This window comes from Blattabacterium cuenoti, assembly GCF_014251595.1.
GTDB classification, from domain to species: Bacteria; Bacteroidota; Bacteroidia; order Flavobacteriales; family Blattabacteriaceae; genus Blattabacterium; species Blattabacterium cuenoti_Q.
This window is the reverse complement of sequence record NZ_CP059192.1, coordinates 194,312-209,402: the sequence shown is the minus strand read 5'-3', so window position 1 is coordinate 209,402 and position 15,091 is coordinate 194,312. Positions and strand designations below refer to the sequence as shown.

The 15,091-nt window shown below is 25.6% G+C and carries 12 protein-coding genes; 7 read left to right on the top strand and 5 right to left on the bottom strand.

Annotated features, from left to right (window positions below; genetic code table 11):
• Window positions 1–24: 24 nt before the first annotated feature.
• On the bottom strand, window positions 25–666 hold the full coding sequence (locus H0H66_RS00960) for a hypothetical protein (RefSeq protein ID WP_185858121.1): 642 nt from the start codon (window positions 664–666) through the stop codon (window positions 25–27).
• Window positions 667–827: 161 nt separating this feature from the next.
• Between H0H66_RS00960 and H0H66_RS00955 the strand changes: the two genes are divergently transcribed.
• Window positions 828–1,484 carry a bifunctional nuclease family protein gene (locus H0H66_RS00955; protein WP_185858120.1) on the top strand — a complete coding sequence of 219 codons (657 nt, stop codon included), beginning with the start codon at window positions 828–830 and terminating at the stop codon, window positions 1,482–1,484.
• Between the two features lie 2 nt (window positions 1,485–1,486).
• On the opposite strand, the gene H0H66_RS00950 is transcribed toward H0H66_RS00955, so the two are convergent.
• Window positions 1,487–1,984 (bottom strand): dihydrofolate reductase, encoded by a 498-nt coding sequence (locus H0H66_RS00950; protein WP_185858234.1) that lies wholly within the window; start codon window positions 1,982–1,984, stop codon window positions 1,487–1,489.
• A gap of 33 nt (window positions 1,985–2,017) precedes the next feature.
• Here H0H66_RS00950 and H0H66_RS00945 point away from each other — a divergent pair, with 33 nt between their 5' ends.
• Window positions 2,018–4,678, top strand: coding sequence for a valine--tRNA ligase (locus H0H66_RS00945; protein ID WP_185858119.1), 2,661 nt, complete (start codon window positions 2,018–2,020; stop codon window positions 4,676–4,678).
• 5 nt (window positions 4,679–4,683) lie between these two features.
• Here H0H66_RS00945 and H0H66_RS00940 read toward each other — a convergent pair whose 3' ends face one another.
• From H0H66_RS00940 to ndk, 3 genes are all read right to left on the bottom strand, one after another.
• On the bottom strand, window positions 4,684–5,421 hold the full coding sequence (locus tag H0H66_RS00940; RefSeq protein ID WP_185858118.1) for a TPM domain-containing protein: 738 nt from the start codon (window positions 5,419–5,421) through the stop codon (window positions 4,684–4,686).
• Between the two features lie 70 nt (window positions 5,422–5,491).
• On the bottom strand, window positions 5,492–6,094 hold the full coding sequence (locus H0H66_RS00935; RefSeq protein ID WP_185858117.1) for a LemA family protein: 603 nt from the start codon (window positions 6,092–6,094) through the stop codon (window positions 5,492–5,494).
• Window positions 6,095–6,107: 13 nt separating this feature from the next.
• Window positions 6,108–6,554 carry a nucleoside-diphosphate kinase gene (gene ndk, locus H0H66_RS00930; RefSeq protein WP_238785061.1) on the bottom strand — a complete coding sequence of 149 codons (447 nt, stop codon included), beginning with the start codon at window positions 6,552–6,554 and terminating at the stop codon, window positions 6,108–6,110.
• A gap of 99 nt (window positions 6,555–6,653) precedes the next feature.
• Between ndk and H0H66_RS00925 the strand changes: the two genes are divergently transcribed.
• The 5 genes from H0H66_RS00925 to H0H66_RS00905 all read left to right on the top strand — a co-directional run bounded on the left by H0H66_RS00925 (window position 6,654) and on the right by H0H66_RS00905 (window position 15,078).
• A complete protein-coding gene (locus H0H66_RS00925) occupies window positions 6,654–9,113 on the top strand; it encodes an alpha-ketoacid dehydrogenase subunit alpha/beta (RefSeq protein ID WP_185858116.1) in 2,460 nt (819 codons plus the stop codon).
• A gap of 50 nt (window positions 9,114–9,163) precedes the next feature.
• A complete protein-coding gene (locus tag H0H66_RS00920) occupies window positions 9,164–10,231 on the top strand; it encodes a branched-chain amino acid aminotransferase (RefSeq protein ID WP_185858115.1) in 1,068 nt (355 codons plus the stop codon).
• Between the two features lie 16 nt (window positions 10,232–10,247).
• Complete coding sequence (gene argS, locus H0H66_RS00915) at window positions 10,248–11,999, top strand: arginine--tRNA ligase (RefSeq protein ID WP_185858232.1); 1,752 nt, start codon at window positions 10,248–10,250, stop codon at window positions 11,997–11,999.
• Window positions 12,000–12,014: 15 nt separating this feature from the next.
• Complete coding sequence (gene ffh / locus H0H66_RS00910; protein ID WP_185858114.1) at window positions 12,015–13,364, top strand: signal recognition particle protein; 1,350 nt, start codon at window positions 12,015–12,017, stop codon at window positions 13,362–13,364.
• A 112-nt stretch (window positions 13,365–13,476) separates the two neighbouring features.
• Window positions 13,477–15,078 (top strand): glycerol-3-phosphate dehydrogenase/oxidase, encoded by a 1,602-nt coding sequence (locus H0H66_RS00905; RefSeq protein ID WP_185858113.1) that lies wholly within the window; start codon window positions 13,477–13,479, stop codon window positions 15,076–15,078.
• Window positions 15,079–15,091: the final 13 nt, after the last annotated feature.

Sequence of the window (15,091 nt, the reverse complement as noted above, 5' to 3'; positions counted from 1 at the left end):
TTTTCCGTTAATATTTTAATTCAGTTAATTTTTATTTTCTTTTTGCTCTTTTTGCTCTTTTTGTTCTTTTTGTTCTTTTTGTTTTTGTTTTTTTAAAAAGTATTCTTGTTTTTTTTCTAAATCCATTTTGTCATTTCTTGCTTGATCCAGAGATACTACCAATTTATGCAAAAAATTACTTTGAACTTTAAATATGTTTAATCTTTCTTTTCCATATTTTTTATGATCTTCAAAATCTTTTTTAGCTTTTTCCTGTTCTTTTGATCCTTCTGGTTTAGATCTCATGATCCTTTTTTTTTCTTTAATTTCATTCAAAATCTTTTTTTGATTTTCTACCATTTTATTATGTATTTCATAATGAGTTGCAGTCTCTTTTTCTAATTGATCTACTTTCTCTCTTATTTCTTTAACTTTTTTAAATAAATCTTCTGGATCTATTCCATCTAGATTAATATTATCTGGATTGTCATCGTTATCAGTGTTTTCTGTAGTAGAATCTGTATCTGTAGTAGAATCTGTATCTGTAGTAGAATCTGTAGAAGAAGTAGGTGATGAAGCTATAGGAGGGTCAGAAACAGAAGAAGAAGTGATGTCATCATTACAAGAAATGATAAATCCTAACACTATGAAAGTTGTTAGAATCAAAAATTTAGAAGAACTATTCATAATAAAATAATTTAAAATGATTAAATATATAAAAAAATTTTTTACATATAACTAAGAATTTTATTATATTATTATTAGGATAATTAATGATCAAGACTTCCTCTTAAATTTAGTATATTTGGAAACAGTAATTAGATTTATTATAATATTTATATGTTCTTATGGATCAATTAATTAAATTATCTATACGGGGAATTTCTTTAAGTCAAATACAATCTGGCATATATGTATTGTTACTTGAAGAAGAATCTGGAAGAATTAAACTTCCAATTATTATAGAAAGTTTACAAGCTCAATCTATTGCTTATGCTTTAGGAAAAAGAGATCCATCTAGATCTTTTACTCATGATTTATTTCTTTCTTTTGCTAAAGTCTTTCATATTAGATTAAAGGCCGTGGTTATATACAAACTAGTAAATGGAATATTTTTTTCTTATATACTATTGGAAGGTGATTTCATAGAAGAAGAAGGAAAAAAAATAGAAAAAAAAGAACACAAAATTGATTCAAAAACATCAGATGCAGTGGCTTTAGCCGTACGATTCCAGGCTCCTATTTATACAACAAAAGAAATTTTTGATAAAGCTGGTATTTATTTTGAGAATGGTTTTCCTATTGATAAAGAAAAAGAAAATGATAATTCTGAAACTGAAACAAGAATGGAAAATAGTAGTATTCTTTTTTTTAAAGAAAAAAGTCAGAAAGATTTAGAAAAAATGACAGAAAAAGATTTAAATGCTTTATTAAATCATGCAGTTGTTAATGAATGTTATGAACTTGCCGCACGAATAAAAAAAGAATTGGATAGAAGAGAATAAATTTATTTTTTTCTTTCGAATCTAATAAAACTGTAATTAAATAAATGATTTCTATCTTTTTCATAAATGAATTCATATGTTTTGTTCCATTTATTTTTATCTATTTTTGGAAATTTAGCGTCTCCATCAAATTTTTGATGAACTAATGTTAATTCTATAATATGTGCTTTTTCAATTGTGGAGGTATATGTTTTTTCTCCTCCTATTACGAATATTTTTTTGTATGTTAAATCTTTAATCTGTTTGACAGAAGAAATAATTCTAATATTCTTTTGATTCTTGAAATGTAAAGAATTTTTATTGTTTTTTGTTAGTATAATGTTTTTTCTATACGGAAGTATTTTTCCAATCGACTCAAAAGTTTTTCTACCCATTAAAATGGGTTCCCCTATAGTTAAACATTTAAAACGTTTTAAATCATTAGGTAAATGCCACATTAATTGATTGTTTTTTCCTATAAATCCATTTTTTGATACAGCTGCGATTAAAATTATTTTTATCATTATTTCAATTTTTTTTATATTTTTAAATTTATGGATATTCCAATAAAATATGATCCTAAATTAGTAGAGAAAAAAAGATATCATTATTGGATGAAAGAAAACCACTTTTCGTCTTATCCAGATGATCGAATTCCTTATACTATCATTATGCCTCCTCCAAATGTAACTGGAGTTCTTCATATAGGACATATGCTTAATAATACGATACAGGATGTTTTGATTAGATATGCTAGAATGAAAGGATATAATGCATGTTGGATTCCAGGAGCAGATCATGCATCAATTGCAACGGAAGCTAAAGTCGTTCATTTTTTAAAAAAAAGAGGATTATCTAAATTTTTTTTAGGAAGAAAAAAATTTTTGTATTATGTTATGGAATGGTCTAAAAAACATAAAAATATTATTTTTGATCAACTTAGAAAATTTGGATGTTCATGTGATTGGAATCGCACTCAATTTACAATGAATCCGAAATTATCTCAATCTGTAACAAAAGTTTTTATTGATTTGTATAACAAAGGATACATATATAGAGCTTCTCATGTTGTTAATTGGGACCCAGAAGCTCAAACTACTCTTTCTGATGAAGAAGTTATTTATAAGGAGCATGTTGGGAAATTGTATTATTTAAAATATAAAATAGAAGGAGAAGAAAATTATGTAACTGTAGCGACAACTCGTCCTGAAACTATATTTGGAGATACGGCTCTTTGTTTTCATACAAATGATTCCCGTTATTTTCATTTGAAAGGAAAGTATGCTAAAATTCCAATAATTAATAGATATATTCCAATTATAGGGGATACATGTGTAGATCCTAATTTTGGGACAGGGTGTTTAAAAATTACTCCGGCTCATGATATACATGATAAAAATATAGCAGATAAACATAAACTTATGATAATTAACATTTTTAATAAAAATGGAACTTTAAATGAAAGAGGACTTCATTATCAAGGAATAGACCGTTTTCAAGTCAGAAAAAAAATCATAGAAGAACTTAATAAGTTGAAAGTTTTAGAAAAAATAGAAAAATTAAATCAAAAAATAGGTATTTCGGAAAGAACTTTATCAGTGGTAGAACAAAGGTTATCTCTTCAGTGGTTCTTAAGAATAAAAAAAATGTCTATTCCTGCTATAGAAGCTGTAAAAAATGGAGATATTCAATTTTTTCCTAAAAAATTTCATAAAATTTATTTTAAATGGATGACTCAGATTCGTGATTGGAATATATCTAGACAATTATGGTGGGGGCATCGTATTCCAGTTTATTATTATGGTAAAAAAGATAATGATTTTGTGGTAGCAGAAAATTTAGAAATAGCATTAGAAAAAGCCAGAAGTAAAAGTCATAATCCATATTTAAATTATAATGAAATATGGCAGGATTCGGATGTTTTAGATACTTGGTTTTCTTCTTGGTTGTTACCTTTATCTGTGTTTGATGGAATTCATCATCCTGATAATCATGAAATTTATTATTATTATCCTACTGAAGAAATTGTAACAGGTTCAGATATATTATTTTTTTGGATTGCACGCATGATAATGTCTGGTTTTTTATTAAAAAAGAACAAACCCTTTAAAAGGGTTTATTTTACTGGAATTATAAGAGATAATCAAAATCATAAAATATCCAAATCATTGAATAATTCTCCCAATCCTATTGATTTAATTAATAAATACGGAGCAGATGCTGTTCGTATGGCTCTTATGTTAAAAAATAGCGTAGGGAAAGATTTTCATTTTGAAGAAAAAATATGTTTACAAGGTAGAAATTTTGCCAATAAAATATGGAACGCTTTTCGTTTAATTCAAAGTTGGCGAGTAATAAAAAATAAATGTGTTCCTGATTATTCATTACTTGCTATTAAATATTTAAAACATCGTTTTTATTATGTTTTGGATCTTTTTGAAAAATATTTCCGTGAATATAGATTGGATGAATCATTAATGATTTTATATAAATTTTTTTGGTATGATTTTTGTTCTTTTTTTTTAGAAATTATTAAACCTATTTATGGTAAAAAATATATACCGGAAATGGTATATTCAAATACCATTAAGTATTTTGAAAAAATATTGAAATTGTTGCATCCATATATGCCTTTTATTTCAGAAGAAATTTGGAATCTTATTAAAAAAAGAAAACCACAGGAAGCTTTAATTATATCTTCTTGGCCTGAAAAAAAATTGTATGATTATAATGTTTTAGTACTTTTTGAAAAAGTAATTGAAATCATATCTAATATCCGTAATATTAGAAATCAAAATCGTATTTCTCATAAAAAAAGTCTTGTTTTATTTTCTATAAGAAAAAAAGAAAAAGAAGAAAAAAAATATGATTCTATTATACTAAAGTTAGCTAACTTGGATAAAATAATTCCTATTTCAAAAAAACCAGAAAATATACCGTTTTTTTCTTTTTTTTTGGATACAGATCAATTTTTTTTATTGTTAGATCGAGATAAATATGATTCAAATCATACAAATATTGATAATATTGAAAATCAAATTCAATACTTTCATAATTTGTTATCTATTATTAGAAAAAATTTATATAACGATAAATATCTGACTTCTGTTCCAAAAAATTTGCTTTTGAAAGAAAGAAAAAAAGAGAATGATACATTAAATAAAATTGCTAAATTAAAGGAATATTTAGAATATTTGAAAAAATCAAATAAATAATTCGATTACCAATTGCTATTTCCACCACCTCCCCCAAAATTACCTCCTCCTCCAAATCCATCAAAGTTATCATCACGATCATGATAAGAATTTTGATTCCTGAATAAAAAATTCGTTATAAATAATGTATTTAATAATGAAACATTTGTTTTTTTTATACCAAACAAATAAAACATAATCAAAAAAATACTCACGTAAGTTAGTAAATTCCATATGGAAAAATTTTTATTATTTTGTTCTTTTTGATTGTGATATTTGTTTTTTAAAATTTTAAATATCTCTTGAGTCCCACAATCGATTGCTTGATAATAAAGATTTTTTTTCAAAATAGGTTTTACTTTTTTTATAATCTTTATAGTTAAAAAATCAGTTATATAAGGTTCTATTCCATATCCATTTTGAATGGATATTTTTTTATCATGAATGGATAATAATATAATAATCCCGTTATTTTTATAAAATTTCCCGATTTTCCATTTTTCTCCCCATTGAGAAGCTAATAAATTTGGGTCTTCTCCATGAAGATCTTGAATAATAAAAACTAAAATTTCTGTTGATGTAGTTTTATAATATGAAATTAGTTTTTGATTTAATTTTTCTATTTGTTTTTGGGATAAAACTCCTACATAATCCTGTATAGGATATATTTTTTTTGGAGCTTCAGGAATATTAAATTGTCCTTGTACTAAGTTTGAACAAAAATAAATTAAAATAATTAAAATAGATTGAATAATTTTTTTCATGATTCTTGAATTGCTCCTTATCATATATTTGGTTTAATCAATAAATGCAATAAATGATAATCTAATTAATTTAATTAGAAAAATCTATAATTGGAGATTTTTTGGCCCCAATTTGAGATTTAAAATATCCTTTTTCTTGAAATTGTGAAAAAAAGTTTGCAATTATAATTTTTGGAAATTGGTTTCTATAAGTATTAAAATTATTCACTTTATCATTGAAACGATTTCTTTCAACATTTATACGATTTTCTGTTCCTTCTAATTGATTTTGCAGTTCATAAAAATTTTGAGTGGACTTTAAGTTAGGATAATTTTCTACAATCAATAACAGTCTGCTAACAGAATTATTTAATTGATCTTGCGTTTGTTGAAATTTATTTATTTGATTTTGATTTAAATCATTTTTATTTATAGAAATAGAAGTGGCTTTTGCTCTTGCTTCTATTATTTGATTTAATGTATTTTTTTCAAAATTAGCAGATCCTTTTACCGTATTAACTAAATTTGGAATTAAATCTGCTCTACGTTGATAAACGTTTTCTATTTGTCCCCATTGTGTTTTAATACTTTCGTTTAATTTGACTAGTTGATTATATATGTTAGTTATCCATAATATTATAAAAAATGTAAAAATTATAATGGAATAAATAGTTATTAGAAAATTTTTTTTCATATAAGGAAAAATTTTATAAATTTTCTTTCAAAAAAATTTCTCTACTAGAAAAATAAAATAAACACTCTTTAAAAGCGTTTTGATTGTTATCCGATCCATGAATTGCATTTTTTTCTAAAGAGGTAGCATATAAATTTCGTATAGTTCCCTTTTTTGCATATACGGGATTTGTATTACCTATCAGATTTCTAAAATCTTCCACTGCGTTTTTTTTTTCTAGTATGATAGATATAATTGGTCCAGAAGACATAAATTTTACTAATGATTCAAAAAATAATTTTTTTTTATGTTCTGCATAAAATTTTTTAGCTGATTTTTTGGAAAGTTCTGTCATTTTTAATGCTATAATATGAAATTTTGCCTTAACAATATGAGATAAAATAGGGATAACATATCCATTTTCTACGGCATCCGGTTTTATAACAGAAAGAGTGATATTTCCAAACATATCATCAATCATAATTTTATTTTTATTTTTCTAAAATTAAATAAAGAAATTCATAAATGAAAATTACTGTATTTTCATATAAAAATGTATAAAATAAAAAATGATGGTTATATGAATTATGAAAATATAATATATGATGATGAGGAAACTGATTTTAATTCATTTAAAAAAATGGTTTTAAATGATTACAAATTAGCAAGGATTAGTCGTGAAACTAGCATTTTAGGGCGTAAAGAAGTTTTAAATGGAAGAGCTAAATTTGGAATATTTGGAGATGGAAAAGAAATACCTCAGTTAGCTATGGCAAAGGTTTTTCAAAATGGAGATTATAGGTCTGGATATTATCGAGATCAGACGTTTATGATGGCAATTGGAGTTTTAACTGTTAAAAATTTTTTTTCGCAGTTATATGCTCATTCAGATTTAGAGGCAGAACCCGTTTCGTCTGGAAGAATGATGACGGCTCATTTTGGAACGCGTTTTTTAAATGAAGATGGAAATTGGAAAAATCTTACTCAACAAAAAAATTCTAGCGCCGATATTTCTTCTACTGCAGCTCAAATACCTAGATTATTAGGATTGGCACAAGCTTCTAAAATTTATAAAGAATTAAAAAATTTAAAAAAAACACATCAAATGTTTTCTCATAATGGAAACGAAGTGGCTTTTGGAACTATTGGTAATGCTGGTATTTCCGAAGGATTATTTTGGGAAACATTAAATGCAGCTTCAATATTACAGATTCCAATTATACTTTCCATTTGGGATGATGAATATGGAATATCTGTTCCCAATAAATACCAATTTTCAAAACAAAACATTAGTGATATTTTATCTGGTTTTCACAGAAATAAAAAGGAAAAAGGAATAGAAATTATTCGTGTCAATGGATCAAATTATATAGATCTTATAAAAACATATATAAAAGCAAATAAAATAGCTCGTTATGAACATGTTCCTGTAATTATACATGTGACGAATTTAACTCAACCTCAAGGACATTCTACTTCTTCTTCACATGAAAGATATAAATCAAAAGAACGTTTAGAATGGGAAAAGAATAATGATGGAATTAAAAAATTTAAAGATTGGATTCTTAATTTTAGATTTGAAATTAATCAAAATAATTATCGTCAACTAACTCATGTTAGTTATTTAGATAAAATAGATATAGAAGCCAAAGAATATGTTAAAAATGAAAAAGAAAAAGCTTGGAAAGCATTTCAAGAACCTATTCATATAATTAAGGATGAAGTTGTAAATATTTTATATCAAATACAAGATAATTATATAGAAAAGAAATGGATTAAAAAATATCTTAAAAAATATATTCAAGAATTACATAATACAACTAAAAATTATCCTACAAAAAAATCAGTATTTCGCATTGCTCGAAAAGTATTATATCTTTTATCTGAAGTTAAATATGATTCCAAAAATTGTATATTAAATCTAATAAAATGGATTGAAAAAAAATATAATGAAGAACAAAAAAATTATTCTTCACATTTATATAGTATTTCTGAAAAAGCTTCCGTAAAAATAACTGAAGTTTTTCCCGTGTATCATAATGAAAAAAACTCTGAAGTAGATGGCAGAATTATACTAAGAGAAAATTTTGATAAATTATTAGAATTACATCCTGATCTTTTAATTTTTGGAGAAGACGTAGGAAAGATAGGAGATGTAAATCAGGGATTGGAAGGATTGCAAAAAAAATATGGAAAAATTCGTGTTTTTGATACAGGTATACGTGAATCAACGATTTTGGGTCAGGGAATTGGTCTGGCAATGCGAGGTCTTCGTCCTATAGTTGAAATTCAATATATCGACTATATTTTATACGCTTTACAAATTATGAGTGATGATCTAGCATGTCTACAATATAGAACAAAAGGAGGACAAAAAGCTCCAGTTATTATTAGAACTAGAGGTCATCGTTTAGAAGGAATATGGCATTCTGGTTCTCCAATGGGAGGTATTATTAATTATTTAAGAGGAATATTAGTCCTTGTTCCAAGAAATATGGTAAAAGCAGCTGGATTTTATAACACGTTATTGTCTGGAGATGATCCTGCATTAGTTGTTGAATGTCTTAATGGATACAGAATAAAAGAAAAATTACCCAAAAATTTAGGTTTATTCAGAACTCCGATTGGAATAGTTGAAAGAACAAGAAAAGGAAAAGACATTACTATGGTAACTTACGGTTCCACATGGAGAATTGTGAATGAAGCAGCAAAAGAATTATCTAATATTAATAATATCGATTCTGAAATCATTGATATTCAATCTTTATTACCCTTTGATTTAAAAAAAGACATAGTCAAGAGTTTACAAAAAACCAACAGATTATTAATTATAGATGAAGACGTTCCAGGAGGAGCTTCTGCTTATATTTTACAAAAAATATTAGAAGAACAAAATGGATATTATTACTTAGACAATCCACCTGTAACGATTACAGCTCAAGAACACCGTCCTCCTTATGGATCCGATGGAGATTATTTTTCAAAACCTTCTGTTGAAAACATTGTAGAAAAAGTATTGAAAATGATATATGATAGATAGTTTATAAATAATTGTTTATTATTTTTGTTTTACAAATATCTTTTAATTTTATGAAAATAGAAAAAACCTTACATTCTAGGATTCAAAAAATGGATTTTAACAATATTATTTTTGGAAATCAATATTCAGATCATATGTTTTGTTCTGAATTTAAGAATGGTAAATGGATTCATTCTATTATTAAGCCTTTTGGAAATATCATGTTTTCTCCTATATCTCTTGTTTTTCATTATGGACAAGCTGTTTTTGAAGGAATGAAAGCTTATAAGGATAGAAATGAAGAAGTTTTTTTGTTTCGTCCAGAAGAAAATTTTAAAAGAATGAATAAATCCGCTTTTCGTTTGGAGATGCCTGCTATACCAGAAAATATTTTTATGAATGGATTAAAAAAATTAATAGATATAGATAGGAATTGGATTCCAAAACATTATGGACAATCTTTATATATTCGTCCTTTTCTAATTGCAACTAATGGTGTTTTATCCGCTAAACCTTCTGAAGATTATATGTTTATGATAATATCTACTCCTGCAGATACTTATTATAAACATCCCTTGAAAATTAAAATAGAAGAAAAATATAGCCGTTCTGCATCAGGAGGGGTTGGTTTTACTAAAGCTGCTGGTAATTATGCTTCTTCTTTTTATCCAACTCGGTTAGCTAACGAAAAAGGATATGATCAAATATTGTGGACAGATTCTTCTACTCATACAATGATAGAAGAATCCGGAACTATGAATGTTTTTTTTTATTTAAAAAATAAACTTGTAACTCCAAAAGCCAATGATAATATATTATCTGGAATTACCTGTAAAAGTATTATCTCTTTGGCGGAGAAAGAAGGGTTTCCTGTAGAAGAACGAAATTTAAGTGTTTCAGAAATTATAGAAGGATTGAAAAGTGGAGAATTGAAAGAAGCTTTTGGCTGTGGAACAGCAGCTGTTGTAAATTATTTTGAAACAATTAGTTTTCAAGAAAATGATTATGATTTGCCAAATTTATCAGAAGAAAAAAGAATATCTCTTTATTTAAAAAAAAGGTTGTTGGATATACAACATAATCTATCAGAAGATCCTTTTGGATGGAGAATTCGATTAAAAAAATATCATTATAAATAATCATTTTATGTTATCTATGAATGATAATTTTTTATCTATAGAAAAAACAGTCGAAAAATCTATATTTATTTTATATCAAATAGAACACTGTCCTGAATTGAATTTTCAATATACTAAGAAAGAATATTCAGGAGATATTACTTTAATTTTGTTTCCTTTATCCAAAAAGTTAAACAAGCCTATAGAAAAAATAGGAAAAGACATTGGAAATTATGTACAAAATCAATTAAAAGGGCTAATTCGATTTGATCTTATTGAAGGTTTTTTAAATTTTATTTTCAAGGATGATTATTATGTTTATCTTCTGAAAAAAATGTTAAATATGAATTTTTATGATTTAAAATATCCTTCTAAAAAAATCATGATAGAATATTCTTCTCCTAATACAAATAAACCTCTTCATTTAGGACATGTTAGAAATAGCCTAATTGGAGCATCTATAGCAGAAATATTAAAAATGGTTGGTCATGAAATAATAAGAATTCAAATTATTAATGATAGAGGTATACATATATGTAAATCAATGATGGCTTGGAAAAAATTTGGAAAAGGAGAAACTCCAGATAGTGTTAAAATTAAAGGAGATCATTTTGTAGGAAAATATTATAGTTTATTTGATAAAATTTATCGTAAAGAAATTAAAGAATCATCTGAAAAAAAAAAGGAAATAGATAATCAAACCATTATAAGTCAAACTAGAGAATTATTAAAAAAATGGGAATTAGGAGATCCTATAATTCGAAATATTTGGAAAAAAATGAATCAATGGGTTTATAATGGCTTTGAAGAAACTTATCAAAAGTTGGGAATCACTTTTGATAAAATAGAATATGAAAGCGATATTTATGAAATTGGAAAAAGAATAGTAAAAAAAGGTCTTAGAAAAGGAATTTTTTTTCAAAAAGAAGATGGATCTATTTGGATAGATTTAATAAAAGAAGGTTTCGATCATAAACTTTTGTTAAGATCTGATCAAACTTCCGTATATATGACTCAAGATATTGGAACAGCAGTAGAACGTTTTAAAAAATATAATCTTGATCAAATTATATATATAGTAGGGAAAGAACAAGATTATCATTTTCAAGTTCTTTTTAAGATATTGAAACGTTTGGGGTATGAATGGATCAACAAATTATCTCATTTATCTTATGAAATGGTATATTTACCTAGTGGTAGGATGAAATCTAGAGAAGGAAATGTTGTTGACGCAGATAGTCTCATTTTAAAAATGTATTCTATTGCAAAAAAGAATTTTTTTAGAAAATTTAAAGAAGAACAAGAACAGTCTGCTGAAATTATAGGATTAGGAGCTTTAAAATATTATTTTCTTAAAATAGATCCAAAAAAGAAAATAATTTTTAATCCTGAAAAATCGATAGATTTTAAAGGAAAAACAGGAACATATATTCAATATACTTATTCTAGAATTCGTTCTTTGGAGCAAAATTTCTTCAAGTTATGTTCGTTATTAAATTATTTTTGGTCAAATATAAAATTTGATATACACGAAAAAAATATGATCAAAATTCTTCAAAAATATCCATTAATATTAAAACAATCGGTCATTTATTTAAATCCTTCTTTAATTGCTAATTATATTTATGAAGTATCTAAAACTTTTAATCATCTTTATCAAAATAAAAAATTAATAGATCCTTTAAATATAATTCATAGTAATATTTGCATGAATATTGTTCATATAACAGGAAATGTTATAAAATCTGGTATGAATTTATTGGGCATAAAAATGCTTGATCGTATGTAAAAAAAATATATACTTATGTTTGAACATTTACAAAATAAATTATCTAAAGCTCTTCATATTTTAAAGGGTAATAGTGCAATTACAGAAATTAATATAGCATCTTCTTTAAAAGAAATTGGACGAGCACTTATTGACGCAGATGTGAATTATAAAATAGTTAGAAGTTTTATTCAAAAAATTCAAAAAAAATCTATCGGACAAAAAGTTATAACCTCATTAAATCCAAGACAATTAATAACAAAAATAGTATATGACGAATTAGTTTGTCTTATGGGAGGAAAAAATATAGAAATAAATATTTCTAAAAATCCGAGTATTATTTTAATTTGTGGATTACAGGGAAGCGGAAAAACTTCTTTTTCCTCTAAACTTGCTTTTTTTTTAAGAAAAAAAAATCAAAATCCTTTGTTAGTTGCGGCCGATATTCATCGTCCTGCAGCTATAGATCAATTGAAATTAATTTCGGATCAAGTCAATATTCCTGTTTTTTCTTTAAAAGAAAGTAAAGATGTTATAGAAATTGTATCTCAATCTATTCTTTATGCTTCTAAAAAAAAGAAAAATGTAATTATTATTGATACAGCGGGTAGATTATCAATAGATAAGATTATGATGGAAGAAATCAAAAAAATAAATGAATATTCTAAACCAGATGAAGTTTTATTTATTGTTGATGCTATGACAGGACAAGACGCTATAAATACGGCTCAATATTTTTCAAAAGAGTTGAATTTTAATGGAATTGTAATAACCAAATTAGATGGAGATAGTAGAGGAGGGGTTGCTATAACAATGTCTAGTGTCGTGAAAAAACCTATAAAATTTATTACTAATGGAGAAAAAATAGAGGATTTAGAAATTTTTCATCCAGATAGGATAGCGAATAGAATATTGGGGATGGGAGATATTGTTTCTTTAGTTGAAAAAGTACAAGAACAATTTGATGAAAAAAGAACTAAAAAAATTTATCAAAAAATTTCAAAAAATCGTTTTGATTTTAATGATTTATTAGAGCAAATTCAACAAATCAAAAAAATAGGAAATATAAAAAATATCATTTCAATGATTCCTGGTATTGATAAGTTTTTTTCTTTTTCTGGAAATCAAAAAGATTCTATCAAAAAAATAGAATCGATTATTTATTCTATGACTCCTTATGAAAGAAGTCATCCTAAAATTTTAATTGATATCAAAAGAAAAAAACGAATCTCTAAAGGGTCTGGAGTTATATTGAGTCATATAGATCTTTTTTTGAAACAATTTTATGATATGAATAAAATCATGAAAAAAATTCATGATTATTCAGGAAAAAAAATTATAAAAGATTTTATATATCAAATGATTAAAAAAGAAAATAATATATAATTATAAATTATAATTTTCTTTTATTGAAAATATTTTTAATTTTGTTCATTTAATACTTTAAAAATCCCAATAAAGTTAGGATATTCCATTCTAAATTTGATATGAGTGAAAAATGATGAAAGGTTTTTTAAATAGAAATAGGTTTGTGAAGATTTTAGAAAATGTAAATATTTGGGATATTATCATTATTGGAGGAGGAGCTACTGGCCTAGGAATAGCTTTAGATTCTTCTTCTAGAGGATATAAAACTCTTTTATTAGAGCAATCTGATTTTTCTAAAGCCACTTCCAGTCGTAGTACAAAATTAGTTCATGGAGGAATACGATATTTAGCTCAAGGAAATATAAAATTAGTTTATGAAGCATTACAAGAAAGAGGCTTTTTATTTAAAAACGCTCCTCATTTAGTAAAAAAGAAAAAATTTATTATTCCCATTTTTGATTGGAAAATGGGAATCATGTACTGGACGGGATTAAAATTATACGAATGGTTATCTGGATCGTTAAGTTTTGGAAAATCCCAATTTTTATCTAAATATGAAATAGTCCAAGATTTTCCAGAAATAAAAAATCAAGAGTTAAAAGGGGGGATTTTATATTATGATGGACAATTTGATGATGCACGTTTAGCTATAAATTTAGCACAAACTTGTGTTCAAAAAGGTGGAATATTATTGAATTATTTTCAAGTTAAAAATTTGATCAAAAAAGTTGGAAATAAAATTTCTGGAGTTATCGCCTACGATCTTGAAACTCAAAAAAAATATTCCATTTACTCAAAAATAGTAATCAATGCAACCGGAGTTTTTTCGGATTCTATTTCACGAATGGATGAATCTACCTGTCCGATTTTTATAAAACCGAGTCAAGGAACACATGTTGTGTTAGATAAATCTTTTTTTAGTAGTTCAAATGCTATAGTTATTCCAAAAACTTCGGATGGAAGAGTTTTGTTTTGTGTTCCATGGTATGATCATGTTTTAGTAGGAACTACTGATACTTTTTTAGAAAAAAGTGTTCTTGAACCAAAACCTTTAGAAGAAGAAATCGATTTTATATTACAAACTTTTAATAAATATTTTATAATTCATACAAAAAAAAGTGATATATTAAGTGCATTTTCTGGTTTGCGTCCTCTTTTTGTTCCTAACAATTCCTGTTCTTCTTTTGCAAAAACTAAAGATATTTCTAGATCTCATAAACTTATGATTAGTTCTTCTGGATTAATCAGTATTATAGGGGGGAAATGGACCACATATAGAAAAATGGCAGAAGATACTGTAAATAAAGCAATTGAAATAGGAAAATTAAATAAAAAACCTTCTATCACAAAGAATCTTAAAATTTATGGATCTTATTTATCATATAAAAGTCAGAATCTTTACTGGAATAAATATGGAGAAGATGAATCTCATATTAAAAAATTGATTGAGGAAAATCCATTATTAGGGGGATCTTTAATTTCAAAAAATTCTTCTTCTTATACCGAAGCAGAAGTAGTTTGGATGGTTCGTAATGAAATGGCTCGAACAATTGAAGATGTTTTGGCAAGAAGGTTCCGTTTATTATTTTTAAATGCCAAAAAAGCTATAGATATAGCACCTAGAGTAGCTGCATTAATGGCTAAAGAACTTTCTAAAGATGAAAAATGGGAAAAATCACAAATAGATGCTTTTAAAAAGCTAGCTATGCAATACTATTATCCAGAAATCTGATAGTGTAAAAGTT